The organism is Microbacterium limosum, from assembly GCF_036324365.1.
In the GTDB taxonomy this organism is placed as follows: domain Bacteria; phylum Actinomycetota; class Actinomycetes; order Actinomycetales; family Microbacteriaceae; genus Microbacterium; species Microbacterium limosum.
The window spans coordinates 2,676,547-2,703,200 of record NZ_CP137080.1; the positions used below are offsets into that span (position 1 = coordinate 2,676,547).

At 71.9% G+C, this 26,654-nt stretch carries 29 protein-coding genes and 1 tRNA gene; 6 read left to right on the plus strand and 24 right to left on the minus strand.

Going from position 1 to position 26,654, the window contains the following annotated elements; genetic code table 11:
* Position 1: 1 nt before the first annotated feature.
* Complete coding sequence (gene dcd, locus RYJ27_RS12875; protein WP_330170688.1) at positions 2-607, minus strand: dCTP deaminase; 606 nt, start codon at positions 605-607, stop codon at positions 2-4.
* 195 nt (positions 608-802) lie between these two features.
* Here dcd and RYJ27_RS12880 point away from each other — a divergent pair.
* Positions 803-876: transfer RNA gene (locus RYJ27_RS12880), tRNA-Gly, on the plus strand.
* Positions 877-986: 110 nt separating this feature from the next.
* Here RYJ27_RS12880 and RYJ27_RS12885 read toward each other — a convergent pair.
* Positions 987-1,847: a ribokinase gene (locus tag RYJ27_RS12885; protein ID WP_330170689.1), complete on the minus strand. Its 861-nt coding sequence runs from the start codon at positions 1,845-1,847 to the stop codon at positions 987-989.
* A gap of 164 nt (positions 1,848-2,011) precedes the next feature.
* Here RYJ27_RS12885 and RYJ27_RS12890 point away from each other — a divergent pair, with 164 nt between their 5' ends.
* Positions 2,012-2,977 (plus strand): nucleoside hydrolase, encoded by a 966-nt coding sequence (locus RYJ27_RS12890; protein WP_330170690.1) that lies wholly within the window; start codon positions 2,012-2,014, stop codon positions 2,975-2,977.
* 27 nt (positions 2,978-3,004) lie between these two features.
* On the opposite strand, the gene RYJ27_RS12895 is transcribed toward RYJ27_RS12890, so the two are convergent.
* Both RYJ27_RS12895 and RYJ27_RS12900 read right to left on the minus strand, forming a co-directional pair.
* Positions 3,005-3,877: an EamA family transporter gene (locus RYJ27_RS12895; RefSeq protein ID WP_330170691.1), complete on the minus strand. Its 873-nt coding sequence runs from the start codon at positions 3,875-3,877 to the stop codon at positions 3,005-3,007.
* Positions 3,874-5,136 (minus strand): serine hydrolase domain-containing protein, encoded by a 1,263-nt coding sequence (locus RYJ27_RS12900; RefSeq protein ID WP_330172061.1) that lies wholly within the window; start codon positions 5,134-5,136, stop codon positions 3,874-3,876. Before RYJ27_RS12900 ends, RYJ27_RS12895 begins: the two co-directional genes overlap by 4 nt.
* An 80-nt stretch (positions 5,137-5,216) precedes the next feature.
* On the opposite strand from RYJ27_RS12900, the gene RYJ27_RS12905 reads away from it, so the two are divergent.
* The gene (locus RYJ27_RS12905) at positions 5,217-5,525 is read left to right on the plus strand and encodes a DUF2470 domain-containing protein (RefSeq protein WP_330170692.1); all 309 of its coding nucleotides are present in this window, start codon (positions 5,217-5,219) and stop codon (positions 5,523-5,525) included.
* Positions 5,526-5,572: 47 nt separating this feature from the next.
* Positions 5,573-6,226 (plus strand): biliverdin-producing heme oxygenase, encoded by a 654-nt coding sequence (locus RYJ27_RS12910; protein ID WP_330170693.1) that lies wholly within the window; start codon positions 5,573-5,575, stop codon positions 6,224-6,226.
* 6 nt (positions 6,227-6,232) lie between these two features.
* Here RYJ27_RS12910 and RYJ27_RS12915 read toward each other — a convergent pair whose 3' ends face one another.
* On the minus strand, positions 6,233-7,615 hold the full coding sequence (locus RYJ27_RS12915; protein ID WP_330170694.1) for an ATP-dependent DNA helicase: 1,383 nt from the start codon (positions 7,613-7,615) through the stop codon (positions 6,233-6,235).
* 75 nt (positions 7,616-7,690) lie between these two features.
* Here RYJ27_RS12915 and RYJ27_RS12920 point away from each other — a divergent pair, with 75 nt between their 5' ends.
* Positions 7,691-8,767 carry a hypothetical protein gene (locus RYJ27_RS12920; protein WP_330170695.1) on the plus strand — a complete coding sequence of 359 codons (1,077 nt, stop codon included), beginning with the start codon at positions 7,691-7,693 and terminating at the stop codon, positions 8,765-8,767.
* A gap of 34 nt (positions 8,768-8,801) precedes the next feature.
* Here the strand turns inward: RYJ27_RS12920 and RYJ27_RS12925 are convergent, their stop codons facing one another.
* The 17 genes from RYJ27_RS12925 to RYJ27_RS13005 all read right to left on the minus strand — a co-directional run bounded on the left by RYJ27_RS12925 (position 8,802) and on the right by RYJ27_RS13005 (position 24,370).
* Positions 8,802-10,787, minus strand: a complete 1,986-nt coding sequence (locus RYJ27_RS12925) for a bifunctional copper resistance protein CopD/cytochrome c oxidase assembly protein (protein WP_330170696.1) — start codon at positions 10,785-10,787, stop codon at positions 8,802-8,804.
* A 105-nt stretch (positions 10,788-10,892) separates the two neighbouring features.
* Positions 10,893-11,180, minus strand: coding sequence for an HU family DNA-binding protein (locus RYJ27_RS12930; RefSeq protein WP_330170697.1), 288 nt, complete (start codon positions 11,178-11,180; stop codon positions 10,893-10,895).
* A 274-nt stretch (positions 11,181-11,454) separates the two neighbouring features.
* The gene (gene rpsN, locus RYJ27_RS12935; protein ID WP_330170698.1) at positions 11,455-11,760 is read right to left on the minus strand and encodes a 30S ribosomal protein S14; all 306 of its coding nucleotides are present in this window, start codon (positions 11,758-11,760) and stop codon (positions 11,455-11,457) included.
* Positions 11,761-11,764: 4 nt separating this feature from the next.
* Positions 11,765-11,935, minus strand: a complete 171-nt coding sequence (gene rpmG / locus RYJ27_RS12940) for a 50S ribosomal protein L33 (RefSeq protein ID WP_029145259.1) — start codon at positions 11,933-11,935, stop codon at positions 11,765-11,767.
* The gene (rpmB, locus tag RYJ27_RS12945; protein WP_251454689.1) at positions 11,935-12,171 is read right to left on the minus strand and encodes a 50S ribosomal protein L28; all 237 of its coding nucleotides are present in this window, start codon (positions 12,169-12,171) and stop codon (positions 11,935-11,937) included. The genes rpmG and rpmB overlap by 1 nt, the downstream gene beginning before the upstream one ends.
* Before the next feature lie 229 nt (positions 12,172-12,400).
* On the minus strand, positions 12,401-13,090 hold the full coding sequence (locus tag RYJ27_RS12950) for a DNA-3-methyladenine glycosylase (protein WP_330170699.1): 690 nt from the start codon (positions 13,088-13,090) through the stop codon (positions 12,401-12,403).
* The gene (locus tag RYJ27_RS12955) at positions 13,072-14,493 is read right to left on the minus strand and encodes a hypothetical protein (protein WP_330170700.1); all 1,422 of its coding nucleotides are present in this window, start codon (positions 14,491-14,493) and stop codon (positions 13,072-13,074) included. Before RYJ27_RS12955 ends, RYJ27_RS12950 begins: the two co-directional genes overlap by 19 nt.
* Complete coding sequence (locus RYJ27_RS12960; RefSeq protein WP_330170701.1) at positions 14,483-15,322, minus strand: TIGR03943 family putative permease subunit; 840 nt, start codon at positions 15,320-15,322, stop codon at positions 14,483-14,485. The genes RYJ27_RS12955 and RYJ27_RS12960 overlap by 11 nt, the downstream gene beginning before the upstream one ends.
* Positions 15,315-16,382 (minus strand): permease, encoded by a 1,068-nt coding sequence (locus RYJ27_RS12965; RefSeq protein ID WP_422732842.1) that lies wholly within the window; start codon positions 16,380-16,382, stop codon positions 15,315-15,317. The genes RYJ27_RS12960 and RYJ27_RS12965 overlap by 8 nt, the downstream gene beginning before the upstream one ends.
* Positions 16,369-16,782, minus strand: a complete 414-nt coding sequence (locus RYJ27_RS12970) for a Fur family transcriptional regulator (protein WP_330170702.1) — start codon at positions 16,780-16,782, stop codon at positions 16,369-16,371. Before RYJ27_RS12970 ends, RYJ27_RS12965 begins: the two co-directional genes overlap by 14 nt.
* Positions 16,783-16,901: 119 nt before the next feature.
* Complete coding sequence (locus tag RYJ27_RS12975; protein ID WP_330170703.1) at positions 16,902-17,750, minus strand: metal ABC transporter permease; 849 nt, start codon at positions 17,748-17,750, stop codon at positions 16,902-16,904.
* Positions 17,747-18,568 carry a metal ABC transporter ATP-binding protein gene (locus tag RYJ27_RS12980; RefSeq protein WP_330170704.1) on the minus strand — a complete coding sequence of 274 codons (822 nt, stop codon included), beginning with the start codon at positions 18,566-18,568 and terminating at the stop codon, positions 17,747-17,749. Before RYJ27_RS12980 ends, RYJ27_RS12975 begins: the two co-directional genes overlap by 4 nt.
* Positions 18,565-19,581 (minus strand): metal ABC transporter solute-binding protein, Zn/Mn family, encoded by a 1,017-nt coding sequence (locus RYJ27_RS12985; RefSeq protein WP_330170705.1) that lies wholly within the window; start codon positions 19,579-19,581, stop codon positions 18,565-18,567. The genes RYJ27_RS12980 and RYJ27_RS12985 overlap by 4 nt, the downstream gene beginning before the upstream one ends.
* Before the next feature lie 143 nt (positions 19,582-19,724).
* The gene (locus tag RYJ27_RS12990; protein WP_330170706.1) at positions 19,725-21,056 is read right to left on the minus strand and encodes a dihydrolipoamide acetyltransferase family protein; all 1,332 of its coding nucleotides are present in this window, start codon (positions 21,054-21,056) and stop codon (positions 19,725-19,727) included.
* A gap of 136 nt (positions 21,057-21,192) precedes the next feature.
* Complete coding sequence (locus RYJ27_RS12995; RefSeq protein ID WP_330170707.1) at positions 21,193-22,176, minus strand: alpha-ketoacid dehydrogenase subunit beta; 984 nt, start codon at positions 22,174-22,176, stop codon at positions 21,193-21,195.
* Entirely contained in the window at positions 22,173-23,303 is a 1,131-nt protein-coding gene (locus tag RYJ27_RS13000) for a thiamine pyrophosphate-dependent dehydrogenase E1 component subunit alpha (protein WP_330170708.1), read from the minus strand. The genes RYJ27_RS12995 and RYJ27_RS13000 overlap by 4 nt, the downstream gene beginning before the upstream one ends.
* A 5-nt stretch (positions 23,304-23,308) precedes the next feature.
* Complete coding sequence (locus RYJ27_RS13005; RefSeq protein WP_422732897.1) at positions 23,309-24,370, minus strand: histidinol-phosphate transaminase; 1,062 nt, start codon at positions 24,368-24,370, stop codon at positions 23,309-23,311.
* A 161-nt stretch (positions 24,371-24,531) separates the two neighbouring features.
* Between RYJ27_RS13005 and RYJ27_RS13010 the strand changes: the two genes are divergently transcribed.
* Complete coding sequence (locus tag RYJ27_RS13010) at positions 24,532-24,927, plus strand: phage holin family protein (RefSeq protein ID WP_330170710.1); 396 nt, start codon at positions 24,532-24,534, stop codon at positions 24,925-24,927.
* Here RYJ27_RS13010 and RYJ27_RS13015 read toward each other — a convergent pair.
* Positions 24,896-26,269 carry a lipase family protein gene (locus RYJ27_RS13015; protein ID WP_330170711.1) on the minus strand — a complete coding sequence of 458 codons (1,374 nt, stop codon included), beginning with the start codon at positions 26,267-26,269 and terminating at the stop codon, positions 24,896-24,898. The genes RYJ27_RS13010 and RYJ27_RS13015 overlap by 32 nt on opposite strands.
* Positions 26,270-26,283: 14 nt before the next feature.
* Positions 26,284-26,577 (minus strand): hypothetical protein, encoded by a 294-nt coding sequence (locus tag RYJ27_RS13020; protein ID WP_330170712.1) that lies wholly within the window; start codon positions 26,575-26,577, stop codon positions 26,284-26,286.
* Between the last annotated feature and the right edge of the window lie 77 nt (positions 26,578-26,654).

The window sequence follows — 26,654 nt, forward strand, 5'->3', positions numbered from 1 at the left end:
ATCAGCCGCCGAGGGCCCCGGCATCCGACGTGCCGACATCGGTGCGGTGGAAGTTCTGGAACGAGCGGGATGCCGTGGGTCCGCGCTGGCCCTGATAGCGGTTGCCGTAGGGACCGGAGCCGTAGGGGTTCTCGGCCGGCGACGACAGCCGGAAGAAGCAGAGCTGGCCGATCTTCATGCCGGGCCACAGGGTGATCGGCAGGGTTGCGACGTTGGAGAGCTCGAGGGTGACGTGGCCCGAGAAGCCGGGGTCGATGAAACCCGCAGTGGAGTGGGTGAGAAGGCCGAGGCGCCCGAGCGAGGACTTGCCCTCGAGACGAGCCGCGACGTCGTCCGGGAGGGAGACCTGCTCGAAGGTGGCGCCGAGGGCGAACTCGCCGGGGTGCAGCACGAACGGCTCCTGCGGGTCGACCTCGATGAGGCGGGTCAGCTCGGGCTGATCCTGGGCCGGGTCGATGAAGGGGTACTTGTGGTTGTCGAAGAGGCGGAAGTAGCGGTCGAGCCGCACATCGACGCTGGAGGGCTGCACCATCGCGGGGTCGTAGGGATCGAGGCCGATGCGGCCGCCGTCGAGTTCGAGCCTGATGTCGCGGTCGGAGAGCAGCACGGGCCCAGCCTACCGAGCGGGCGGGGGCGGATCGGGGCACGATCGGCGGCACCGCGCACAACACTCCGGACGTTCGCACCGGAACCGGACCGGAAGGCGCCGGAGGCGACAGTTTCCGCGAATGTCTCCGGAGTGTTGTCCGCGCGTGATCGGTCCCGCCGCGTTTGTTATGCTGGCCGGACGCCGAAAGGCTCCGGGGATGTAGTTCAATGGCAGAACTTCAGCTTCCCAAGCTGATAGCGCGGGTTCGATTCCCGTCATCCCCTCCACTCGTCCCGCCACGTGGCCGCAGGCCGCAGGCAGAAGCCCGGACGCCTCCGCCGGCCGCCCGACACGAACGGGGCCCGAGGATCGTTCGTCTCCCGGCGCGTCCCCGCGGTTATCCCGCGGGGTGCGCCCAGCGGTACGACTCCAGCGGACGCAGGGGCGGCTGCGCCCCCTCGTGCGTGACGGCATCCGCCCCCACGGCGCACGCTGCGCGCAGCGCTTCCTCGCGGTCCCACCCGGCGGCCAACGCCACCGTGAGCGCCGCGCAGAACGCGTCCCCCGCCCCGACCGCGTTGACGGCCCGCACGCGCGGCGCGGGGACGCGCACGACCTCGGTGCCGTGCTCCCGCAGTGCCGCGCCCTCGGACCCGTAGGTGACGGCGACCAGGGCGGCTCGTTCGATCTCGGGCCGCAGCGACTCGTACTCGTGCTCGTTGACGATGACCAGATCTGCGCGCGCGAGCACCTCGGCCGGCAAGGCCGCGGCCGGCGCCGCGTTGACGGCGAGGTAGCCCGGCACCGCCTCCGCGAGCCGGGCGACGACGCCCATCGGGATCTCCAGCTGCGCGAGGACGACCTCGTCGGGCGCGAACCGCACCCCGTCGAGGCTCACGTCGGAATTGGCCCCGGAGCAGACGACGATCTGGTTCTCCCCCGACTCCTCCACCGTGATGAGCGCCGTGCCGGTGGGCTGCGCGCCGAGCCACACGTCGGCCGTCCCGACACCCGCCTCCTGGAGGTTCTCGAGCATCCGCTGTCCGTCGCCGTCGTCGCCCACCGCGCCGATCATGCGCACCGTCGCCCCGAGGCGCGCGGCCGCGACGGCCTGGTTCGCGCCCTTGCCTCCCGGATGCCGCGCGAGCGTTCCACCCAGCACCGTCTCGCCAGGACCGGGCAGCCGCCGCACGGCGGCGCTCACGTCGACGTTGATGCTGCCCACGACGGCGAGCGAGGGGAGGCGGGGAGAGCTCATCCGCCCATTCCACCACGCCGCCCCCACCGCCGAGGATCCGCCCGCCCGCCGGCATGCACCCGGGGTCGCTTTGCCCCCACCCCCGCACGCGCGATATAACCCTGAGAGCGAACCGGCGCCGCCGGAGTACGACAGCGTGGTCGACGCCCTCACGAAAGGCCACCATGTCTGCACCCGCTCGCCGCCCCGTCTTCCTCGACTGCGATACGGGCATCGACGACGCCGTCGCCCTCGCCTACCTGCTCGCCTCTCCCTCGATCGAGCTGGTGGGAGTGGGCACCGTCAGCGGCAACATCGACTCGGCGACCGCGGCCCGGAACACCCTCGACCTGCTCGCCCTCGCCGGGCGCACGGACATCCCCGTCGCTGTCGGCGCGCACGACCACCTCTCGCACGGCTACGGGGGCGGTGCAACCCACGTTCACGGAGAGAACGGCATCGGGGGCGTCACGCTGCCGACGGCCACGCGCGCACCGGAGGACGCCTCCGCGGTCGACCTGCTCCTCGAGCTCTCGCACCGTCACGCGGGCGACCTGCACCTGCTCACGATCGGTCCGGTGACCAACATCGCCCTCGCCCTGGCGGCCGACCCCTCGCTGCCCGAGCGGATCTCCGGCGTGACGGCGATGGGCGGAGCCGCGCTGTGCGCGGGCAACATCACCCCCGTCGCCGAGGCGAACATCGCCAACGACCCCGAGGCGGCCGCCACGATGCTGGATGCCGCGTGGGACATCACGCTCGTGCCGCTCGACGTCACGATGGAGCACACGCTCGGGGAGGAGGACCGCGAAGCCCTGCTGGCATCGGCGAATCCCTTCACGCGTGCCGTCGGCGAGATGCTCGACCACTACTTCGACTTCTACCGACCCATCTACGGCGAGCGCGGCTGCGCGCTGCACGATCCCCTCGCGGCGGCCATCGCGGTGGGCGATGGCGTGACGGCGACGCGCGCGCCCCGGGTTCCCGTCATCGTCGACACGACGTCGGGCCCCGGGCGCGGTCAGACGATCGCCGACCTGCGCGGTCAGCGCCCGCGCCCCCGCGATCACGATGGCGTCCGCACGAGGATCGTCCTGGAGGTGGACCGCCCCCTCGGGCCCCACCTCGTCGACACGCTCACGCGATTCTGAGGGCGCCCGCTCCGGCCGACCGCCGCGTCACGCGACGGGCTCGGCCGGTGGCGCCGCACGAGGCACGGTGCGCACCGCCCCGATGCTCGCGATCACGACGAGGGCGATCCCCGCGAGCTCGAGCGGTGTGAGCACCTGTCCCAGCAGGAGCAGCCCCGCACCGGTCGCGATGGCCGGAGCGAGGCTCATGAGGATCGCGAAGGCGGATGCCGCGAGCCGGCGCAGCGCCGACAGCTCGAGCGCGTAGGGGATCGCCGAGGAGAGCACCGCGACCGCGGCGCCGAGCGCGAGCGTGACCGGGTTCAGCAGCGCCGCGCCCGCGTCGGCCACGCCGAAGGGCAGCGACGCCACGGCCCCGATCACCATCGCGAGAGCGAGCCCCTCGAGCTTGGAGAAGGCCCGGCCCACCCGCTCCGAGGCGAGGATGTAGCCCGCCCAGCTCGCGGCGGCGCCGAGCGCGAACAGCACGCCCAGCAGGTCCAGATCCTGCCAACCGCCGCCGGCGAGGAGCACGACGCCGCCGAACGCGAGTGCCGCCCACAGCCAGGCCACGGGCCGTCGAGCGACGATCACCGACAGCAGGAGCGGCCCCAGCACCTCGATCGTGACGGTGACTCCGAGATCGAGTCGCTCGAGCGCGAGGTAGAACAACCCGTTCATCACGGCGAGGACGAGGCCGAACAGGATGACGGCGTGCCAGTCCGCCCGGGAGCGGCCGCGCAGGGCCGGGCGCGCAATCGCCATGAGCAGCACCGCGGAGAAGACCAGCCGCAGCATCACCATCCCGAGCGGCCCGGCCGCCGGGAACAGCAGCACCGCCACCGAGGCGCCGACCTCCTGGCAGGCGAGGCCGAGCACCACGAGGCCAGCGGCCGCCGATCCGCCGGAGCGCGGGGTCACCGGCAGACGTTGATCTGCGCGACGGCGTCGCCGTACTGCTGCGCCGTCCAGGGCAGGCCCAGCTCCGGCGCGGTGAAGCCGGATGCCGCGGGGGCTCGCGACGCGATCGCGGCGAGCTGCCAGGCGAGGTGGCCCGCGACGGCCGCGCCGGCCGTGGAGTTGTTGAGCACCACGACGACCGTCATTCCCGTGGCGGGGTCGGTGAAGCCGGCCGTGAGGTAGCCCGGCATCGCCCCCATCTGGCCGATGAGCGATCCTGCGATCAGGGCGCCGCCGGTGGCGGTGTACCACGCGGGAGCTCCCGAGTAGGCGGGCAGCGGCTCGGAGAAGCGCTCGCTCGCGGCCTCGCCGCCGATCGCCCCCGACGCCATCGCCTGCAGGTAGAGCCCGAGATCCTCGAGGGAGGAGACGACGCCCGCGTCAGTGAATCCCGCCGACGAAGACATCACCGAGACATCCCGCGGCTCGGCGCAGTTGAGAGTGCCGTCGGGGTTCGACGGGATCCAGGCGCCGTGCAGCGGCTGGGCGCCGGGCGCGGATGCCGCGGCCGGAGGCAGCGACGTCGCCGCCAGACCGAGGGGCTCGACGATGTAGCGCTCGTACATGGCAGCGGCGCTCAGGCCGGTCGCGCGCTCGAGAGCCATGCCCAGGAGCATGAATCCGGCGTCCGAGTCCCGGTACTCCGTGCCGACGGCGGAGCGCGGCTGACCGATCCCGAAGGCGGCGATCTCCAGCGGGTCCCAGACCCTCCCGGGGTTGCTGTACCACTGCGCACCGATGACGGGTTCGAACGAACCGAGCCCCGCGGTCCCGTTGCACAGGTCGAGCAGGGTCGCATCCTGGAGATCGGGGTACCCGACGACGTAATCCGTCACGGGGTCCTGCAGCGACACGGTGCCTTCGCTCGTGACCGCGTAGAGCACGTCACAGGTCATCAGGCGCGTGAGGTCTGCGATGCGGAAGGTCATCGCGGGCGTGACGGTCGCGCCCGTCGCGTCGGTCCCCAGTCCCGCGACCCAGCTCCCGCTCCAGGGGGCCCACACGCCCACGAGCGCGCCGGTGGATGCCGTCGCCGCCATCGCGCTCTGCACCGCGGCATCGAGCTCGGCCGCGACCTCGTCCGGGAAACCCCCCGACGCCTGCTCGACGAGGTCGAGCTCGAGGGCCTTGTCGGGCGCGCACCCCGCGGCCAGGAGAATCACCGAGAGCACCGCGCCCGCGATCGCCGCGCTTCGACGGCGAATGCCGCGTGCCGCCATACTCACCCCCCGGTTTATCCTGGTCGAGTCTAACGAGCCGAGATCACCGTTCGATCACGCGCGCCGCCTACGGTAAGGGCGTGACCCATCTCTTCGACGAATCCGTCGTCTCGGCGGTGCTGCGGCACATGAACACCGATCACGCCGGCGACAATCTGCTGATCGTGCGGGCGTTCGGTCGTCCCGACGCCGTCACGGCCACGATGACGGGGTTCGACGGGGCCGGGGGCGCCTGGAACGTCGAGGGTCCGGACAGCATCGCCGCGGTGGTGCGGGTGGACTGGCCCACGGGCCCGATCAGCGAGCGGGCCGAGGTGCGTCGAGAGGTCGTCGCCCTGTATGACGCGGCGTGCGCACGGCTCGGCGTCGAGCCGCGCCCGCACGGATGAGGAAAGAAGTACTTAGGTAATCCTTACCAGGTCGCTACACTGGCGGCATGTCGAACGTCGTGTCGTTCTCCGTCCTGCTTCGCGAGCGCTCCAGCCGCGCCCACTCCGCCAGCGAAGGCGAGGGCTTCATGGCCGATCTGCTCGGGGGCGAGGGCACGCGCGAGGACTACATCTCGCTCGTCGCGCAGCACTACTTCATCTACGACGCCCTCGAATCCGCCGCTGCGGCGCTGCGCACCGACCCCGTCGTCGCCCCCTTCATCAGCGACAAGCTGACGCGGCTGCCGGCGCTCGAGGCCGACCTCGACTTCCTCGTCGGCCCGGACTGGCGCGAGCGCATCGCCCCGCTGCCCACGACGAAGCGGTACGTCGATCGCATTCGGAAGGTGGCGGCGACATGGCCGGGCGGCTTCGTCGCGCACCACTACACCCGATACCTCGGCGACCTCTCCGGCGGCATCTTCATCGGACGCGTCATGCAGCGGCGATTCGGATTCGACACCAACGGGATCGGGTTCTACCTGTTCGCCGACATCGCCGACCCCCGCGCCTTCAAGGATGTCTACCGCGAGCAACTCGATCGGGCGCCGTGGGACGACGAGCGCGAGCGCGTGATCGACGAGGTGCTGGTCGCCTACCGGTTCAACACGGAGCTGTTCCAGGACCTGCAGCGGGCGCGCGTCCGCTCGTCCGTCGCCTGAGCGGCCTCACCCCGCCTGCGGCGCACGACGCGAGGCGAGGAAGCGCTGCACGTCGGGATCCACGCGGATGTCGCTCGGGCGGAGCGGACGCGAGAGGTAGAGCCCGTCGAGCGAGGTGAGACGACTGAGCGCGACATAGGTCTGCCCGGGCGCGAACGCCCCCGAACCCAGGTCGATGACCGCGCGATCGTAGCTCTTGCCCTGCGACTTGTGGATCGTCACGGCCCAGGCCAGCCGAAGCGGGAACTGGTGGAACTCCGCCACCACCTCGCGCGTGATCTTCTTCGACAGCGGCGAGTAGCTGTAGCGGTACTTCTCCCACGCGGCGGGTTCGACGTCGTGCTCCTCGCCGTCGAGGTCCACGCGGACGCTGCCGCCCGCGATCCGGGTGACCGTGCCGATCGACCCGTTCACCCAGCGCGGCGGGTCGCCGTAGGCGCCGACGTCGTTTCGCAGGAACATCACCTGCGCGCCGACCTTCAGCCTCAGCTCGGCATCCGCCGGGTACGCACCCTCGCCGCGACCGAAGTCCCCCATGATCTCGGCGTTGGCGGTCTGGGCGGTGCCGGGGAGCGCGTCGAGGTGGCGCCGATTGATGGCGTTGACGATGTCGTTGCGCGTGGCCAGCGTGATGATGGGGGTCTCGGTCGGGCCCGGAGTCGGCGGTGTGCGCGATCCCATGTCGTTGAGCACGCCGGCGATGTCCGCCGTGACCCGCCCGTGTCTGACCGCGTTGAGCATCGCCTTGAAGCCGTCATCCGACTGCCGGTGGATCGTCCTGAGCTCGTGGATGTGCAGCTGCGCACCGTAGCGGCCGAGCGCATCGAGGCCTCCGAGCGTGTCGCCCGCCGCCTCTCCCCCGTCGTGGCCCGCCCACACGTGCGCATCGAAGAACCAGAAGGAGCGGTAGTGGTCGCGGATGTACGCGAGCTCGTCTCCCCGGGGCGGCACCGGCGCCAGCTGGAAGGGGTCCCCGAACATGACGACCTGCACGCCGCCGAAGGGCTCGGCCCGTCGTCCCCTCGCCTGCCGGAGGGATCGATCGATGCCGTCCATGAGGTCGGCGTTGACCATCGACACCTCGTCGATCACGAGCGTGTCGATGGCGCCGAGGATCTTCCGCGTGGCCTCGGGCTGCTCCAGCTCCTGGTCGGCGATGAGCCCGATCGGGAGGCGGAACAGGGAGTGGATCGTCTGCCCCTCGACGTTGAGGGCGGCCACACCCGTCGGCGCGCACACGGCGATCTGCTTGGACGTGTGGGCCGACAGGTGCTGCAGCAGCGTCGACTTCCCGGTGCCGGCACGACCGGTGACGAAGATGTGATCCCGAGTGTCCTCGATACGACGGAAGAGCGCCTCCTGCTCGGCGGAGAGGGGCGGCGTGGTCACCGCAACATGTTATGCGGGATGCCGCGCGCCCCGCGTTCTCGGCGGCGTGCACCCATGCCCGCTTAGACTTCCCGTGTGGATCAGGGGGCGGTGACCGGTGTGCGCGAGCGCCCCCGTGGGCGGCGTCACCGGTCCGGCCTGCGTCGCGATGTGGCCCTGATGGTCGTCATCGGGATGCTCCTGGTCGCCGCGCTCGTCGCGGCCGGGCTCTCGCTCTACCGCCATTTCTACGGACCGTCGGCGTTCGTCGAGCGCTACGTCTCGCTCCTCGCGGAGGGGTCGGCCGCCGACGCGCTCGCGGTGCCCGGCGTGCGCGTCTCGTCGGCCGCACTCGAAGAAGCGGGGATGAACCCGTTCGCCTCGCAGGCCCTCCTGCGCTCCGCGGCGCTCAGCTCGATCGACGACATCCACGCGATCTCGGAGAAGACGGTCCCGGAGGGCGTGGAGGTGACCGTCGGATACCGGACCGGCGACCACGCCGGCCGGTCGACGTTCCTCGTCGAGCAGGACGGGTGGATCGGCGTCGCCCCGCGGTGGCGCTTCGCTCAGAGCCCGCTCGCCGTGCTCGATCTGCAGGTGTCGGGCTCGATGAGCTTCACCGTCAACGGCTTCGAGATCGACAAGCGTCAGGTGGCCGCGGAGGGCGCGGATGTCGACCCCGCGGCGACCGTGTCCCTGCTGGTGTTCTCGCCGGGGCGCTACCGGGTGGGCGTGGACACCCCGATCGCACAGACCCCAGGCGTCGACGTCGTGGCCGACGTCCCCCTCGTCCAGGTGCCCGTCCAGGTCGCAGCGGAGCCGACCGAGGAGTTCATCCGGGTCGTGCAGGACGAGGTCGACGCCTTCCTCGACGAGTGCGCGACGCAGCAGGTGCTCCAACCCACGGCGTGCCCGTTCGGCTACGTCGTCCAGAACCGCATCGTGACCCTTCCCGAGTGGTCGATCAGCGAGTACCCGACGGTCACGCTCGAGCCCTCGGGCGCCGACTGGGTGATGCCCCCGACGACCGCGGCCGCGCACTTGCTCGTCGACGTGCGATCGCTGTTCGACGGCACGATCCGCGAGGTGGACGAGGACGTGCCGTTCACGTTGGATGCCGCGATCTCGCTCCAGCCCGACGGATCGGTGTCGATCCGGGTGGGCGCCGGCTGACCGCCGGCGCCCAACCGCGGCATCCGCTCGTCCCTCAGGGCGTGCGCTGGGCGGTGCGCGCGTCGCGCTCGGCCAGGGCCGCGAGCCGCGCGTTGTAGGCGTCGAGCTCGGAGTCGTTCGTGCGATCCGCCTGGCGGTCCTGGCGCTTCTGCGTGCGCTCGTCCGACCGGCTCCACTGGATCGCGACGGTGATCGCGAGGATGAGGGTGGGGATCTCTCCGACCGACCATGCCACGCCGCCCCCGACGTACTGGTCCTCGAGGGGCGTCACCCCCCAGTCGCGGCCCATCGACCCGAACCAGTCGGCGAGCATGAGCCCCGACTGCATCATGATCGAGATGCCGAAGAACGCGTGCATCGCCATGACGCCGATCAGGAGCACGAGCCGGAACGCGTAGGGAAGGCGGTACGGCACGGGGTCGATGCCGATCAGGGTCAGCACGAACAGGTATCCGGTGATGAGGAAGTGCAGCACCATCCAGATGTGACCGGTGTGGTCGTAGAGCGACCAGCGGAACAGGTCGGTGTAGTAGAAGATCCACAGCGACCCGACGAAGAGCGCCGCCGCGATGAACGGGTTCGTCAGGATGCGGGCCACGGGCGAGTGCACCGCCCAGAGGATCCACTCCCGCCCGCCGCGCGTGCCGTCGTCGCGCTTGCGGATGGCGCGCGCCGCCAGGGTGACGGGCGCCCCGGGCACGAGCAGGAGCGGGATGGCCATCGTGAGGAGCATGTGGCCGACCATGTGCGCACTGAAGAGGTACTGCTCGTAGATGGCGACCGAGCCGTTGGTCACCCAGAAGAGCGCGAGCACTCCCGCGACCCACGACACGGTGCGCGCCACCGGCCACTGGTCGCCGCGCCGACGCAGGCGCCTCACGCCCGCGAGGTAGAAGAACAGCAGGAAGCCGCACAGCAGCGACCAGAGTAGGTCGGGCTCCCACGCCGTGATCCATCGCGCGGCATCCAGAGGAGGCGGCAGCGGGGCGCCCGTGAGGTACTCCGCGGGGGTGGGATCGATGATCGGGTCCTCGCCGATGGGCGACGCGGTGCGGGCGAGCGCCGCGGCCGCACCGCTGGCGATGCCCATGAACGCCAACTCCAGCGCGATCAGCCCCCAGAAGAGCCGGGCGGCCCCGGCATCCGCGATGCGCGCGATGAGCCGTCCGCGGTAGGAGGCCGCGAGCACGCCGATCGCCACCAGGGCCGCGACCTTCACGACGATCAGCACGCCGTAGGGCGTCGCGAGCTCGCTCCAGGTGCCCAGCGCGAGCGCGGCGCGGGTGTAGCCCGACAGGGCGACGACGATGAACGCGACGAGGGCGATCGACGAATAGCGGCGGAGCACCGCCGTGAAGGCGGGGCCCGGCATGACCGGCCGCAGCACGACGAGCACGAGCAGCCCGCCGAGCCAGACGGCGGCGCCGATGATGTGCAGCGCGAGCGACGACACGGCGGCGTTGTGGTTCGCCGCGGCCCCGTCGTGGCTGGTCGTCGCCATCGGAACCAGCGCCGCGATCGCGAGGAGCGCGACGAGGAGCGTCGGCGTCCACGTGCGAACGGCGAACGCGAGAACCGTCACGACGGCGCCGGCGAGGGTCGTCAGCAGCCACGCGCGGCCGAATTCGAGGTCGAGGAGGTACCGGCCGAGCTGCTGCCCGAAGACGGCGTCGGCGCTCGGGGTCGCGTTGAACGCGTTGAGGAAGTTGAGGTAGGCGGTCGTCCCCGCGGCCACGGTGAAGACGGCCGCGCCGATCGAGGCCGCGTCGAGCGCGAGATCGAACTCCCGATGCCCCGCGCGGAGCGCGAAGAGGGCGAGCACGAGGGAACCGACCATCACGGCGGCGCCGAGGTTGACGAGGAGATCCGCCACCGGCAGCCCCCAGCGCACGACGGGCCCGGGATCGCCGATGTCGAGCGGGGCGGCGCCGCCGCCGTAGGCGAGCCCGAGGAGGAGCGTGGCGAGGGCGGAGACGACGAGGATCGCCGGGCCGGCCACGCGCAGGGATCGAGGACTCACCGCACCAGCCTAAGGCGGCCATCCGCGCGCGGGGCGTGGGAGCCGACCCGCACGCAGAAGGGGGACGCCGCGATCGCGGCATCCCCCTTCGTGTGGCGTCGGCGATTACTTCGCGGCGGCCTTCAGCTTCGAGCCGGCGGTGACCTTGACGCGCTTGCCGGCGGCGATCTTGATCTCCTCGCCGGTCTGCGGGTTGCGGCCCGTGCGAGCGGCGGTGTCGACCTGCTCGAACGAGATCCAGCCGGGGATCGAGACCTTCGTGCCCTTGGCAACGGCCTCGGAGACGGTCGAGAACAGACCGTCGACGACGCGCGAGACCGTGGCCTGGCTCTCGCCGGTGGCGCTGGCGATGCTCGCGACGAGCTCGGTCTTGGTGATGGACTTGTCTGCCATGGGGGTTACCTCCAGCGGCGGCTCGTCCGCCGCCTCGTTCACTGACCGGGCCCGAAGTGCCCGGCTGGTCGATCGACCGCGTCGAATCTACCCCGCACGTGTGATGTTCCGCGTATTTCCGCGGGTTTTCGGCATCCCCGCGCGTGTTGCATGTGACAGAAGTGGCGCAAGTGATGCAAGTGAGGTCTGCTCCGCCCCGCGCGGCTGCGCGGCGCACGCAGAAGGGCGGGCCCCCGAAGGAGACCCGCCCGAGACTGCGTGGACGACGCGGTGCTTACCAGCTCGACTTGGTCACGCCGGGCAGCTCGCCACGGTGCGCCATGTCGCGGAAGCGCACGCGCGAGATGCCGAACTTCGTCAGCACACCGCGGGGGCGGCCGTCGATCACGTCGCGCGAGCGCAGACGCACCGGCGACGCGTTGCGGGGCAGCTTCTGCAGGCCGACACGGGCGGCCTCGCGCTGCTCGTCGGTCGAGGTCGGGTCGACCAGGGCCTTCTTCAGCTCGGCGCGCTTGGCGGCGTAGCGGTCGACGACGGCCTGACGCTGCTGGTTGCGCGCGATCTTGCTCTTCTTCGCCATGGGATCAGCGCTCCTCTCGGAATTCGACGTGCTTGCGGACCACCGGGTCGTACTTCTTGAGCACGATGCGGTCGGGGTTGTTGCGGCGGTTCTTGCGCGTCACGTAGGTGTACCCCGTGCCGGCGGTCGAACGCAGCTTGATGATCGGACGAACGTCCTGAGCCTTCTTCGCCATTACAGCTTCACGCCCTTCGCGATCAGATCCTTCACGACCGACTCGATGCCGCGGACGTCGATCACCTTGATGCCCTTGGCGGACACGTTGAGCGTGATCTTGCGTCCCAGCGAAGGAACGAAGTAGGTCTTCTTCTGCACGTTCGGGTCGAAGCGGCGCTTCGTCCGTCGGTGCGAGTGGCTGATGTTGTGACCGAAGCCGGGAACAGCACCGGTCACCTGGCACACTGCGGCCATGGTGTCTCCTTCTGTACCGTGAAGCCGGACGGCTCCACCCAAGATCCCTTGTCTGCGTCTCTCCCCGCACGCAGGACCCGCGCCCGGAGAACCGGTCGTGGAGCGAACGAGTGGAGTGAGACGCGAACTGCGCGCTGGAGTGCGCACAGACAATCGCCAATACTAGCACGCCGGGCGTGTCGCCCCGGCGGAGGCCGCGTGGCCGGCGCGACAGCCTTCTCGCCCGCACTCAGACAGCGGTCGGCGCCGCACCGCGCCCCCACCGGAACGCGGACACCGTGGGGTCGCCCCCGATCCAGAACCGCCACGGGTACTCGGGCCCGCCCGCGACGCCCGCCACGCCCACCCTCGGTCCGGACACCACCGGCGCCGGCCGAGCCGCGGGAAGCAGCAACCGCGCGGTCGCACCCCCGAGCGGCACCCCCTCGATCGCATCGATCCCGTCGTGCAGGGCGTGCCGCAGTCCCACGGCATCCCCGAGCCGGCCGGGACCTCGCGCGAGATCCCGATCGGCGCGAACGACGCCGCGGAGGGTGCGGCGCCGCCGGGCGATGTCGGATCCCGCGATCACCTCGCCGGCGCGCAGCAGCACCCCGCCCGCCACCCCCGCGGGGCCGCAGACGACGTTCACGCAGGAATGGATGCCGTGGCTCAGGTAGACGTAGAGATGACCCGGCTCGCCCCACATCGTCGCGTTGCGGGCGGTCGGTCCCATCCGCGCGTGCGATCCGGGGTCGGGCACGGCCCCCGTTCCGAGCCCGTGATAGGCCTCGACCTCGGTCACCCTCAGCGCCACCTCTCCGTCGGCGAGACTCGTGATCAGCACTGCTCCGAGCAGCGTCGGCGCGACCTCGAGGGCGCTCGCACGCAGGTCGGCGCGCTCGGCCGGTCGCGTCTGCGCTAGATCGCGACCTGGCACCACGAGATGTCCGTCCCCTCGATCACCGTGACGCCCTCGCCGTCGCGGGTGTCGATGATGTGGGTCTCGATGCGGGTGGGAAGGGGGCGCGTGTACGTGTCGTAGGCGTTGGACACGAGGTCGGGGGTGACGATGACCGCGGCATAGCGACCGCTCGGCGACGCACAAGTCTGCATCACGGCATCCCCCGGACCGGCGAGTTCGAGCAGCGGCGTGACGGCTCCGTCGGCGTCGACCCTCACGACCGACTGGGCCGCGGGGAACCCGTCCTCGCCCATGCGGGTGAAGGTGCGCAGGGTCGACCCCGCCACGGAGGGGGTGACCGGCCCGGGGATGCCGAGGGACTCGGCGCCGTCGGCCGCGACGAGCGGCTCCTCGGAGAGATCGGTCAGATCGATCACGACCGTGCCCTCGTTGCGCTCGACGATCGCGCGGGCCGTGCCCCTCTCGATGCCCGACAGCGCGAGCGCACCCCCCAGCAGAACCGGCTCCGCATCGAGGTCCGCCGTGTCGACCAGACGGAGCTGTCCGTCGAAGGTCAGCACGATCAGGGCGGACGTCTCCGGCACGAACGCCCATTGCACGACGCGCGAATCCTCCCCCACGTCGATCGCGACGGGGTCCGCTCCGGGCTCGGAGAGCGACGCGATGAAGAGCGTGGACTCGATGCCGCCCGACGCCGAGATATCGAGATCGGTGTAGGTGTAGCCGACGAATCCGCCCTGATCGGCGACCTGGAGCCCCGCGATCGTGCCCTCCCCGGGCAGCGCCAGCTCGGTGGGCTCCGAGCCGTCCAGACCCGTCGTCACGAGCCGCGCGGCACCCGCGGCATCCGTCGTCTGGACCACGAGAGCGGTGCGCGACGCGCGGTAGTCCTCGATCTGCTCGTCGGTGAAGACGGGGACCGCGCGGTCGCCGGCGAGGTTCGTCGAGAAGATCGCGTCGTCGGCGTCGTCTTGCCGCTGCAGCACGAACAGCGGCGGCGTCCCCGTCGTGAAGGTGTGCCGGAGCGTGGATGCGGGACCGCCGCTCGCGCCCGTGACGTCGTCGATCCGCACCGTGTACTCGGTGTCGGGATCGAGCGCATAGGTGAACTGCACGGCGATGTTGCGTCCCGACGCGGCGATCGTGAACGGGGCATCGGGCTCGACCGACACCTGCTCCGCCGTCACCGGGGCGAGCGGCTGGTTCGTCGTGAACACGACGCGCTGGCCCGCGGCCGCCGCGACCGCCTGCGCATCGACCGCGGCGGCGCCCGCCCTCGGACCCTGCGTGAGGCTGACGGCGGCTCCGACGCCGCCGACGAGCACGAGGGCCGCGAGCACGACCGCGAGCGAGCGCCCGAACGTCGCCCCCGGGCGGCGGCCTCGCAGCGCGCGCCGGGTGGGGCGCTCAGTACTCATACGGGTCCTCCGGCTCGTCGACGGGCTCGACATCGACCGGCTCGAGCACCAGTCCGCCGCTCGCCGAACGGGAGAACGCGCCCCGCACCTCGACCCACTGCCCGTCCTCGAGGTCGTCTGTCCCCGCCGCCCCCGAGACGGGCACGCTCGCCGACTGGGCGTCGATGACGCAGTGCACGATGACCAGGCGCGTGAGCGAGAAGCCGTCGGTGTCGCCGGTCGAAGAGACGAAGCCCACGAGGCTCGCGGGCTCGCCGACGAAGCGCGTCGGGTCGGTCGTCGTCGCGATCACGGAGGCCCACTCCCCGATGCCGAAGTTCGACGTGTCGTCGGAGCTGGCCAGGGCGAGCGTGGCCGAGGTGGAGAGCACCGGCGCCGCTCCCGACGTGCGCGCGAGAGCGAGCTCGGACGAGAGGGATGCCGGGGGCGTCGCGATCGCGAGCAGCACGAACGCCGATGCGATCACGCCGCCCGCGGCCGAGGCCACTGCGCCGAGGAGGGGGCGGGGCGCGGGGGACGCCGCGTCGCGGTGGCGCGAACGGCGGAGCGCGCCCGCCGGGGCGGCCTCCGCGGGGTCGGCGGGCGTCCGCCCGAGGTCGTCGCGCTCGTGCTCGTGCTCGTGCTCCGCGTCGTCCTCGACGCGCACGCCGCAGGAGGCGACCGCGGCGACGAGGAGCACGACCGACATCGACACCGCCCACCATGCCGAGTCGGGATTGATGTACAGCCCGATGCGGCCGGTGACCCAGAGCCCCAGGGTCACGACGGCGAGCGCCGCGGCGAGACCGACGCCGAGCCACCGCATGCCGAGCGCGCTTCCCCTAGGCAAGGAGGTTCACCCCCACGGCGATCGCGAACGCGGAGGCGATGACGACGGCGACGATCCCCGCCAGCGTGCGCGTCGTGAAGGTCGTGCGCAGCAGCGCCAGCATCTTCACGTCCACGAGCGGGCCCACCAGCAGGAACGCGACGATCGAGCCCGGGGTGAAGGTCGACGCGAAGGACAGCGCGAAGAAGGCGTCCACGTTGGAGCAGATCGCGACCGTGAGGCCGAGGAGGATCATGGCCACGATCGACAGCACCGGGTTGGACCCGATGGCGATCAGCACGTCGCGGGGGATCAGCACCTGGATGGCCCCCGCGATCGCGGAGCCGATGACGAGCGCGGGCATGACGGCGCGCAGCTCGCGGACGAAGACCTCGAGGCTGCGCTGGACACGGTTGCCGTGGAGGTGGTGGTCGTGGGCGCACTCGGCGCGGAAGCGATCCGTGAGCATGCCGTCCGGGTCGGGGTGCCGGCTGTACAGCCATCCGATGAGGTTGGCGATCGCGTATCCGCCCAGCAGGCGCGCCACCAGGATGCCGCCGTCCCAGCCGAAGGCCTGGTGGGTGGTGAGGATCACGATCGGGTTCACGATCGGCGCCGCGACGAGGAACGTCAGCGTCTCGGGCACCGAGAAGCCGCGGATGAGCAGTCCCCGCGCGAGGGGCACGTTGCCGCATTCGCAGACCGGGAGGAACATGCCCAGCAGCGAGAGCACCGCCCGACGAGCCCAGGCGCGCCGCGGCATCCACACCTCGATGAGCCCGGCGGGCACCCACACCTGCACGACGATCGAGAGGATCAGGCCCAGCGCGATGAACGGCAGCGACTCGATCAGGACGCTGAGCCCGAGGGTGAAGCCGTCCTGGGCACGTGTGGGCAGGGATGCCTGGAAGAGGCCCGGCGCCCAGGCGTCGATCGCGACGAGCACCGCGATCGTCGCGAGGCCGATCGCGCCGCCGATCACCGGAACGGTGGATCGCGCGTGGAGCCGGGCGGAGCGCGCCGGCGAGGCGGACGAGGAGTGGTCGGGGCGGCGCGTGCCCGTGCGCTCAGTCTGCGACACGCTCGCGGGCCCGGGCGTCCGCGCAGGATGCGCAGGTGCCGAAGATGTCGACGATGTGCTCCGCGTCGGTGAAGCCGTGCTGGGCGGCCGTGCCCCGGGCCCACTGTTCGACGGCATCCGCCTCGATCTCGACGGTCGACCCGCAGGAGCGGCAGATGAGGTGGTGGTGGTGGGCCTGCATGCGGCACGCGCGATAGAGGCTCTCGCCCTCGGGGCTCTGCAGGCTGTCCGCCTCGCCGGTGGAGGCGAGGTCGGCCAGCGCCCGGTAGACGGTCGCGAGCCCGATGCCCGTCCCGCCCTCGCGGAGGGCGGCATGCAGCGACTGCGCGCTGACGAACCCACGGGAGCCGTCGAGCGCCGTGCGAACGGCGTCACGCTGCCACGTGTTGCGCTGGGCCATCTGCCACCTCCGAGAGCCGACCGCGAACGCGATCGCTCCCAAGTCTAGGACGGCGCACCTTGGCGGCGGCTGGACCGCCCCGCCCGCCTGCGGCCCGGCGCCGCGGCATCCGAGGGCTCTCAGGGAGCGCCGCGCCGCGCGCCGACGAGCCGGCAGACCAGGTAGATCGCGAAGGAGATCGTCGTGATGTACGGACTGACCGGCAGCGTGCCGGCGATCGCGAGCAGGATGCCGCCGACCGCCGAGACGACGCCGAACACGGCAGCCAGCGCCGGCACAGCGATCGGTCCCGACGCGATCCGCATGGCCGCCGCGGCGGGCGTCACGAGCAGGGCCATCACCAGCAGCGCGCCGATGATGTGCACCGCGACCGCGACGATCAGCCCGAGCAGCAGCATGAACGCGAACGAGACGGCGGTCGTCGGCACTCCTCGCGCGGCAGCCGACTGCGGGTCGAGCGAATCGAACCGCAGCGGGCGCCAGATCATGACGAGCCCCACGAGCACGAAGGCCCCGATCCCGATCAGCCATCCCAGCTGGTCGGACTGCACCGAGACGATCTGCCCCGTGAGGAGGCTGAAGCGGTTGGCCGTGCGGCCGTTGTAGAGCGACAGGAACAGGATGCCCAGGCCCAGGCCGAACGGCATCAGCACGCCGATGATCGAGTTGCGATCGCGGGCCCGGGCTCCGAGCCAGCCGATGATGCCCGCCGCGACGAGCGACCCGACGATCGAGCCCGTCACGACGTCCACGCCGATCAGCAGCGCGGCGGCCGCGCCCGCGAACGACAGCTCGCTGATGCCGTGCACGGCGAAGGCCATGTCCCGCTGCATGATGAAGACGCCGATGAGGCCGCCGACGAGACCGAGGACCGCGCCCGCGACGACCGAGTTCGACACGAGCGCGAGGATCTCGCCGTAGTAGGGCAGCCCGCCGAACATCGCCTCCCACACGTCGGCCCAGCTCATGCGTGGTCCCCGGCTTCGTGCTCGTGGTGATGGTGGGAGGCCTCGGCATCCGGGGCCCCGACCACGACGAGGCGGTCGCCCGCCCGGAGCACGAAGACGGGGGCGCCGTACAGATCGGTGAGCACGCGGGAGGTGAGCACCTCGTCGGGCCTGCCGAGCGTGAAGCGGCCGTTCGCGAGGTAGAGGATGCGGTCCACCTTGCCGAGCACGGGGTTGATGTCGTGCGTGACGAAGAGGACCGCGGCGTCCTTCTCCCGCCGGTGACGGTCGATGAGCGAGATGACCGACTGCTGGTTGGCGAGGTCGAGGCTCGTCAGCGGCTCGTCGCAGAGCAGCAGGCGCGGGTCGTCGGCGAGCGCCTGGCCCGCGCGGAGCCGCTGCTGCTCTCCGCCGGAGAGCTGGCCCACGGGCCGGTCGGCGAACCCCCGGGCATCGACGGCGCCGAGCAGGGCGTCCACGCGCTCGCGATCGGCGCGACGCGGGATGGGAGGCCCGAAGCGATGGCCGCTCACCCCGAGCGCGACGAGGTCACGGCCCCGCAGCGCCGCGTCGCGCGGGAGCGGCCGGGACTGCGGGATGTAGCCGATGCGGCGATTGCCCGGCCGGCGCACGGGTTCACCGAGGGCGGTGATGGCGCCCTCGGTGAGGCGCTCCAGGCCGAGGATCGCGCGCAGGAGCGTGGTCTTGCCGGAGCCGCTCGGGCCGAGCACGGCGACGAACTCGCCCGGCTCGACCGACAGATCGAGGCCCGACCATATCGTGCGCTCGCCGCGCTGCAGCGCGGCACCGGAGATCTCGAGGGGGCGCGCGGAGCTCACTCCGCCAGTGCGCCGGCGAGCGCCTCGATGTTCTCCTGCATCCACGAGATGTAAGTCTGGCCCTCGGGGAGCGTTTCCGTGAACTCGATCACCGGGATGCCGGCGGTCTCGGCGGCATCGATCACCTGCGTCGTCTCCGCCCCGCCCGTCTGCGCGTTGGCGATGACGACGCGGACGTCGCGGGACTCGAGGAGGCCGAGCGCCTCGAGGAGCGTGGCCGGGGGCACGTCCTGGCCCTCTTCGACCGCCTCGCTGAAGGCCTCCGGGGTCACGTTCTCGAGCTCCGCAGCCGAGACGAGGTAGACCGGCACCGGCTCGGTCACGAACACCGCGGCCCCCGCGTTCTCGCTCGCGATGATCGCGAGCGACTCCTCGAGCCCCGCTATCTCGGCGGCGAACTGCTCCGCGTTGGCCAGGAAGGTGTCGGCCTCGGCCGGCATCAGCTCGCCGAGCTCGTCGGCGATGTGCTCGGCGACGTGCTCGATCGTGTGCGGGTCGTACCAGACGTGCTCGTTGAAGCCCTCGATGTGGTCGTGACCGGAGTGGTCGTGCCCCTCCTCGGCCGCGTGTTCCTCCTCGGAGTGCTCGTCCTCGGAGTGGTCGTGCTCGTGGGAGTCGCCGTCCTCCCCGGGCCAGTCGTGCGAGGACTCCGCGGCCGTGATCACGTGCGCGTCGGTGCCGCTGGAGTCGATCAGGGCATCGATGAACGAGTCGTATCCGCCCCCGTTCTCGATGATGAGATCGGCGCGCGAGACGGTGAGCTGGTCCTGCGCACTCGGCTCGTAGTCGTGCGGGTCCTGCGCGCCGGAGGTGATGATCGACTCGACGTCGACGCCCTCCACGTCGCCGACGACCTGCTGGGCGATGTCGCCGTAGACGTTGGTCGAGGCGACGACCGTGATCGCGTCGTCGCCGGGGCCGGCGGCATCCGTCCCCCCGGCACAGCCCGCGAGGACGAGCGCCGACGCGGCGGGGAGAGCGAACAGGGGCAGGATGCGGCGGTATCGGGTCACGCCGTCAGCCTACCGTCTAGTGATTATCGTTCTCAACTTAACGGGCTTCCCGCACTCGCTCCCCTGTCACAAAACGCTGCCCGCGCGGCGCCGCACCGTCGGAATGCGACAGGTGAGCACGAGGACGCGGGCCCGCGCGCGGGTCAGTCGAGCAGCAGCGCGGGTTCCTCGAGCACCGACGCGACGTCGGCGATGAAGCGCGAGATGCCGTCGCCGTCGACGACGCGGTGGTCGAACGAGCCCGACACCGTCGTGACCCAGCGCGGGCGCACCTCGCCGTCGACGACCCACGGCTTCTGACGGATCGCGCCGAGAGCGACGATCCCGACCTCACCCGGGTTGATGATCGGGGTTCCCGCGTCGACGCCGAACACGCCGATGTTTGTGATCGTGATCGTGCCGCCGCGCTGGTCCTCGGGGCTCGTCTTGCCCTCGCGGGCCGTGAGGGTGAGCTTCTCGAGCGCGCGCGCGAGCTCGCGGGTGTTGAGCGCCTGCGCATCCTTGATGTTCGGCACGAGCAGGCCCCGGGGCGTCGCGGCCGCGATGCCGAGGTTGACGTAGTGGTGCACGCGGATCTGCGCGCCCCCCTCCGCGTCGACCCAGGCCGCGTTGACCATCGGCGTGCGCCGCACCGCCCAGATCACGGCGCGAGCCATGATCAGCAGCGGCGAGACCTTGGTGTCGGCGAAGTCCGGCGAGGCCTTCAGCCGCTTGACGAGCTCCATCGTCCGCGTGGCGTCGACGTCCACCCAGACCGAGACGTGCGGCGCCGTGTACGCGCTGCTGGTCATCGCCGTGGCGGTCGCCTTGCGCACGCCCTTGACGGGGATCGACTCCTCACGTGCGTCGTCCGTCGCGCGAGGAGCGGGGGCGGATGCCGCGGGCTCCGCCGCGGGAACGGCGATCGTCTCCTCGCGCACGGCCCCCCACTCGGGGGTCTCGATGTTGCGGAACACGCTCGCCTGCGAGGCGTGGCGAACGACGTCCTCGCGGGTGACCTCGCCGGCCGGGCCCGAGGGCTCGACGGACGAGAGCTCGACGCCGAGGTCCTTCGCGAGCTTGCGGATGGGGGGCTTCGCGACGACGCCCACCGACGCGGCGACGGGGCGCTCGGCCTTCTTGCGGCGGCGGGAGCTCACGTGTCCGCCCCCGCCGTAGCCGACGAGCACGGAGCCGCTCTCCTCCGCGGGATCGGGCGCAGCCGCGGAATCGTCCGGCGCGTCCGCCTCCCCTCGCGCTGCGCCGATCGTGATGATCGGCGCACCCACCTCGACGGTGTCGCCCTCGGAGGCGAGGAGTTCGCCGACGACGCCGGCGAAGGGCGAGGGCAGCTCGACGATCGACTTGGCGGTCTCGATCTCCACGATCACGTCGTTGATCGCGACCTCGTCGCCGGGCGCGACGCGCCACGAGACGATCTCGGCCTCGGTCAGGCCCTCTCCGACGTCGGGGAGCAGGAACGTCTGCGTGCTCATCGGTGGATCCTCTCGGGGGTACGTGGACAACATTCCGGAGACACGGGGCTCTGACGGCTGCCGCAGCGCTTCGGCGACGCCCGCAGCACCGTTCTTCCGGAGTGTTGTGCGGCGAGCGGAGTCATCGGTCGGTCTCTCAGTAAGCGAGCGTGCGGTCGACGGCCTCGAGGATGCGGTCGGCGTCGGGAAGGTACGCTCCCTCCAGCTTCGCCGCGGGGAAGGGTGTGTCGAACCCCGACACCCGCAGCACGGGCGCCTCGAGCGAGTAGAAGGCGCGCTCCATGACGGTCGCGGCGACCTCGCTGCCGAGGCTCGTGAAGCCGGGTGCCTCCTGCGCGTAGACCATGCGGCCGGTCGAGCGCACCGAGTCGAGGATCGGGCCGTAGTCGACGGGCGAGAGCGAGCGCACGTCGACGACCTCGCAACTGACGCCCTCCGCCTCGGCGAGCGACGCGGCCTGCAGCAAAGTCGTGACGATGGCCCCGTGCCCGACGAGGGTGACGTCGGTGCCGCGGCGCACGATCCGGCTCGCGTGCAGCGGCAGCGCGCGGGCGCTCGTGTCGACCTCGCCCTTCTGCCAGTAGCGGCTCTTGGGCTCGAGGAAGACCACCGGGTCGTCGCTCGCGATCGCATCCTGGATCATCCAGTAGGCGTCGTTGGGCGTGGACGGGCTCACGACCCGCAGACCGGGCGTGTGCGTGAAGTACGCCTCGGGGCTCTCCTGGTGGTGCTCGACCGCACCGATGTGGCCCCCGTAGGGGATGCGAATCACGACGGGCATGCTCAGCGCGCCCTCGTGGCGGTTGGTCAACTTGGCCAGCTGGGAGGTGATCTGGTCGAAGGCGGGGAACACGAAGCCGTCGAACTGGATCTCGCAGACGGGCCGGAACCCGGCCATCGCGAGGCCGATGGCGGTGCCGACGATCCCGGACTCCGCGAGCGGGGTGTCGATCACCCGGCGGTCGCCGAAGTCGGCCTGCAGGCCCTCCGTGACGCGGAAGACGCCACCCAGGGGGCCGATGTCCTCACCCATCAGCAGCACGCGGTCGTTGTCTTCGAGGGCGCGCCGCATGCCGGCGTTGAGGGCGCGGCTGAACGGCATCGTGGTGGGTGCGCTCATCGGCCCGCCTCCTCGAACGACGCCTCGTAGTCGCGCAGCCAGCGGCGCTGCTCGTCGATCAGCGGATGCGGCTCGCTGTACACGTGCGCGAACATCGCCTCGTGCGTGGGTACCCCCAGCTCGAGGGTGCGTACGCGGGCATCCTCCGCCACCGCGCGGGAGTGCTCCTCCACGCCGTCGAAGAAGGCGTCGGATGCCCCGCGGCCCCGCAGGTACGCCCGCATGCGCTCGATCGGGTCACGCAGCGCCCAGGCCTGCTCCTCCTCCGGAGTGCGGTACTTCGTCGGGTCGTCGCTCGTGGTGTGCGCGCCGCGGCGATAGGTCACCGCCTCGATCGCCCGGGGGCCGGCGCCGCCTCGCGCCTCGTCGAGGCTCGCGCGGGTGACCGCGAAGCTCGCCAGCACGTCGTTGCCGTCGATCTGCACGCTCGGCATCCCGTACCCCCGCCCGCGATCGACCAGGGGGGCCTTCGACTGCGTCGAGACGGGGACGGAGATCGCCCATTGGTTGTTCTGCAGGAAGAACACCTGCGGGGCGTTGTAGCTGGCGGCGAACACCATCGCCTCGTGCACGTCGCCCTGGCTCGAGGCGCCATCGCCGTAGTAGACGATGACGGCTTCGTCGCGCTCGGGGTCTCCCGTGCCGCAACGCCCGTCGAACGCGAGCCCCATCCCGAACCCCGCCGCGTGCAGCGTCTGCGACCCCAGCACGAGCGTGTAGATGTGGGTGTTCCCGTTCTTCGGGTCGGTGGGATCCCATCCCCCGTGGGTGAGGCCCTTCATGACGCGGATGATGTCGACGGGGTCCACGCCGCGGATCATGCACACGATGTGCTCGCGGTAGGAGGGGAAGAGGTGATCCTGCCGCCGCGCGGCGTACGCCGACCCCACCTGGGCCGCCTCCTGCCCGAAGCTCGGCGGCCACAGGGCCAGCTGCCCCTGCCGCTGGAGGTTCGTCGCCTCCCTGTCGAAGGCGCGCACGGTCGCCATGTCGCGGTAGAAGCCTTCGAGGTCGGCATCGGTCAGCGCCTCCACCAGCGGGAGGTACCGCTCCGCGGCGGCCGTGGGCGCGAGGGTTCCGTCGGGCGCGAGCACGCGCACGACATCCGGGGCTTCGAGCGGGATCACCTGCCCTACGCTAATGCCCTCGCCGGGTGACCCTCGGGTAGACCCTCCACAACGGATGCCGCGATCCGTATGACGCTGTCGACAGATTCGTCCGCTCCGACCGAGATCCGCACCCCGTCGCCGGCGAACGGACGGACGATGAGACCGGCCTCGTCGAAGCGAGCCGCGACCTGCATCGTCTGCTCGCCCGTGGCGAGCCAGACGAAGTTCCCCTGCGCGTCGGGCACCCGCCATCCGGCCTCCCGCAGGCCCGCCACGAGCCGGTCCCGTCGCTCGACGAGCGCCGCGACGCGCTCACGCAGCGCGGGCTCCATCTCGAGGCTCGCGAGGGCCGCCCGCTCGGCCTGCGCCGTCACCGACAGCGGAATGGCCGTGGCCCGCGCCGCGTCGAGCACGCGGGGATGGCCGATCGCGTAGCCGATGCGCAGTCCCGCGAGTCCGAAGGCCTTGGAGAAGGTTCGCAGCACGACCACCTGCGGGCGGTCGCGATACCCCGCGGGCCCGAGACCGTCGACCGCCTCCGGATCGGTCACGAACTCCGCGTACGCCTCGTCGAGGACGACGAGCAGGTCGGAGGGCAGCGCGGCGAGGAAGGACTCGAACTCGGCGCGGCGCACGGCGGGCCCCGTCGGGTTGTTGGGGCTGCAGACCAGGACGACCCTGGTGCGCGGCGTCACCGCCGCCGCCATCGCCGCGAGGTCGTGCCGCCCGTCGGGCCCGACCGGGACGGTCACGCTCGTCGCGCCCGCGACCGTCACCAGCAGGGGGTAGGCCTCGAACGAGCGCCACGCGTACAGCACCTCGTCGCCGGCGCCGGCCGTCGCGGCGATCAGCTGGGCCAGGATCGACACCGATCCCGCTGCCACGTGGACCGCCTCGAGGTCGACGCCGTACCGCGCCGCGAGCCGGGCGCGAAGGGCCGCCGCGGTGGCGTCCGGGTACCGGTTGATCTCGGTCGCCGCGGCGAGCGCCTCGAGGACGCCGGGCAGCGGCTCGAAGGGGTTCTCGTTGCTGGAGAGCTTGTGGGCCGAGGCATCCGCCTGCCGGCCCTGCTTGTAGGTGGGCATCGCCGCGATCTCGGGGCGCACGCGCACCGGCGCGTCGGCGGGGGGCTCTGCGGGGGCGGTCACCCCTCGAGTGTACGAGCGCGGTTCGCCGCGCCGGGGCCGCTGCGCGGGGGCAGGATGCCTCGCGCCGCGCAGGCGCCCCGTGCCAGACTTGACGCACCATGCGCTTCATCGTCCGAGTCGTCGTCAACGCGTTCGCGATCTGGGTCGTCACCCTCATCCCCGCGCTCCAGGTGACCGTCACGCCCTTCGCCCCCGGCGAGACGCTGCAGCTCGTGCTGACCCTGCTGCTCGTCGCGGCGATCTTCGCGATCGTCAACAGCGTGCTCGGCACGGTGATCCGCATCGTCGCGATCCCGCTCTACATCCTCACGCTCGGCCTGATCTCGCTCGTCATCAACGGCTTCCTGCTGTGGTTCACGGCGTGGATCACGTCGTTCTTCGGCTTCGGCCTGAGCGTCGGCGACTTCTGGTGGGGCGTGCTCGCGGCGCTGATCATCTCGGTGATCAACTGGATCTTCGGCATCATCCTGCGGCCGAAGGAGAAGCGGGACTGAGCGACCCCCTCGCGGCCGAGAAGTCGGTGCGGGTCACCCTCTCGGCATCGCCGAGCCTCTGCCAGAGACGTTCGATCTCGGCCAGCCGGGGGTCGGCGGATGCCTCGACGAGTCGCGCCGTCTCGACGTAGGCCTCCATGTGGTGCGCCGGCAGCGTCGCGTCCCCGAGGTGCGGCAGGGGGTCGACGACCCGGCTCACCTGCACGCTGCCCGACGAGCCCTGGGCGGCGACCGGCGCCGGCCCGGCGAGCGCGGCGACCGGGTCGTCGGCGTGCCGGACGTCTATCGCGAGCACATCGGGCGCGACCTCCGCGGGGACCGGCGACCCGAAGGTGATGAGGGTGCGCACGTCGGGGTCGGCGCCGGCCAGCGCGACGCCGATCATGGCCCCCTGCGAGTGCGTCGCCAGGTGCACCGCCTCGCCCGGGGCGACGCCTGCGGCATCCATCGCGGCCCGGACCGCGTCGACCGACGCCGCGCCCTCACCGCTGTAGAGCTGCAGGTTCGAGCGCATGTCGAACGGGTCGGCGCCCCCCAGCTTCGCGCTCTGCGTGCCGGCGACGTACACCATCCACTCCCGGCGCCCTCCCGGCAGGTCGTAGCGCTCCACCCTCACGCGCGCCGCGTCGCCGCCCGGGATGCGGCGCGCGGCGGCGGCCAGGCCCGTGGGCGGCCGGGCCGGCGCCGTCCACGCGGGTGCGACGGTGGCGGCCCGCGGCGACGGCGGGACGGCGCGAGGCGCAGCCGTCCCGCGCGCGGACGTGTGGAGGGCGATCGCGCCCCGCAGCGCCGCCATCGCCGCCCCCGCCCACAGCGCGCCGCCGATCCCGCCCGCGAGCGCCGCGACGAACCCCACCTGCGCCTCCAGCGAGCGGGGCGTGCGCCCGGCGAGCTCGATGCGCGCGCGGGCCAGGGCATGCCACGCGGCATCTGCGTCGGCGATCTGCTCGTCGCCCAGCAGCCGGCGGGCGAGCACGACGATGCGTTCTTCGATGCCCTCCCGGGTTCGCGAGCCGTCACCCGCGTCTCCCGCCGAGAGCCACTGCGCCCGCAGCTCCGCCAGCTCGTACGTGTCGGCGGCCGTGCGCAGGTCGCCGCCGAGCTCGTCCAGCCGGTCGGCGGCGGTCGAGAGCCGACTCGCGGCGTCGCCGCACCGGTGGGCGAGACCGCGCGCCTCCGGCACGGCCCACGCGTCGAACAGCGCCTCCCCGGCGCGGGCGACCCGCTCGGCCGCGCCGCGGATCCCCTCCGCGTCGACGGCGACTCGCGCCGCCGCCCGGCGGAGGCTCGCCGTGTCCACCTGCACGACGGCGCCCGAGGTGATCGTGATCTCGTCGCCCATGGACCGCGCGCCCGTCAGCGCACCGCGTCCACGGCGGCGGCCAGCCGTCGCCGCAGCATCCCGATGTCGGCGGCCACCTCATCCGCCACCGCGGCACCCGCCGCCATCCCCTCCTCCGCGCGCCGCGCGGCATCGACGAACGCCCGTCCGGCGGGGCTCTCCCACGCCACCTCGGCCGGGAGCCCGTGCACGGCGGCGACCAGCTCGCCGACGGTGGCCAGCGCGTCATCCGCCAGCCGTTCCGCCACGCCCAGCGCGGCGAGCGCGCGCTGCGCGGAGGCGGGATCGAGGGGGTAGGAGGCGAGCACGCTCCCAGCGTCCCGGAGCGTCGGAGCCGCACTCGCGTGCCGCCCCTCCGGGCGGGGTCGTGAAGCCGCGACGGGAT

Excerpts from the sequence above, each read along its gene's own strand:
- RYJ27_RS12885 (WP_330170689.1), bottom strand. The coding sequence starts at position 1,847 with ATGAGCTCTCCCCGCCTCCCCTCGCTCGCCGTCGTGGGCAGCATCAAC.
- RYJ27_RS12890 (WP_330170690.1), top strand. The coding sequence starts at position 2,012 with ATGTCTGCACCCGCTCGCCGCCCCGTCTTCCTCGACTGCGATACGGGC.
- RYJ27_RS12900 (WP_330172061.1), bottom strand. The coding sequence starts at position 5,136 with ATGGCGGCACGCGGCATTCGCCGTCGAAGCGCGGCGATCGCGGGCGCG.
- RYJ27_RS12910 (WP_330170693.1), top strand. The coding sequence starts at position 5,573 with ATGTCGAACGTCGTGTCGTTCTCCGTCCTGCTTCGCGAGCGCTCCAGC.
- RYJ27_RS12930 (WP_330170697.1), bottom strand. The coding sequence starts at position 11,180 with ATGGCAGACAAGTCCATCACCAAGACCGAGCTCGTCGCGAGCATCGCC.
- rpsN (WP_330170698.1), bottom strand. The coding sequence starts at position 11,760 with ATGGCGAAGAAGAGCAAGATCGCGCGCAACCAGCAGCGTCAGGCCGTC.
- rpmG (WP_029145259.1), bottom strand. The coding sequence starts at position 11,935 with ATGGCGAAGAAGGCTCAGGACGTTCGTCCGATCATCAAGCTGCGTTCG.
- rpmB (WP_251454689.1), bottom strand. The coding sequence starts at position 12,171 with ATGGCCGCAGTGTGCCAGGTGACCGGTGCTGTTCCCGGCTTCGGTCAC.
- RYJ27_RS12955 (WP_330170700.1), bottom strand. The coding sequence starts at position 14,493 with ATGAGTACTGAGCGCCCCACCCGGCGCGCGCTGCGAGGCCGCCGCCCG.
- RYJ27_RS12970 (WP_330170702.1), bottom strand. The coding sequence starts at position 16,782 with ATGGCCCAGCGCAACACGTGGCAGCGTGACGCCGTTCGCACGGCGCTC.
- RYJ27_RS12975 (WP_330170703.1), bottom strand. The coding sequence starts at position 17,750 with ATGAGCTGGGCCGACGTGTGGGAGGCGATGTTCGGCGGGCTGCCCTAC.
- RYJ27_RS12990 (WP_330170706.1), bottom strand. The coding sequence starts at position 21,056 with ATGAGCACGCAGACGTTCCTGCTCCCCGACGTCGGAGAGGGCCTGACC.
- RYJ27_RS12995 (WP_330170707.1), bottom strand. The coding sequence starts at position 22,176 with ATGAGCGCACCCACCACGATGCCGTTCAGCCGCGCCCTCAACGCCGGC.
- RYJ27_RS13005 (WP_422732897.1), bottom strand. The coding sequence starts at position 24,370 with ATGCCCACCTACAAGCAGGGCCGGCAGGCGGATGCCTCGGCCCACAAG.
- RYJ27_RS13010 (WP_330170710.1), top strand. The coding sequence starts at position 24,532 with ATGCGCTTCATCGTCCGAGTCGTCGTCAACGCGTTCGCGATCTGGGTC.
- RYJ27_RS13015 (WP_330170711.1), bottom strand. The coding sequence starts at position 26,269 with ATGGGCGACGAGATCACGATCACCTCGGGCGCCGTCGTGCAGGTGGAC.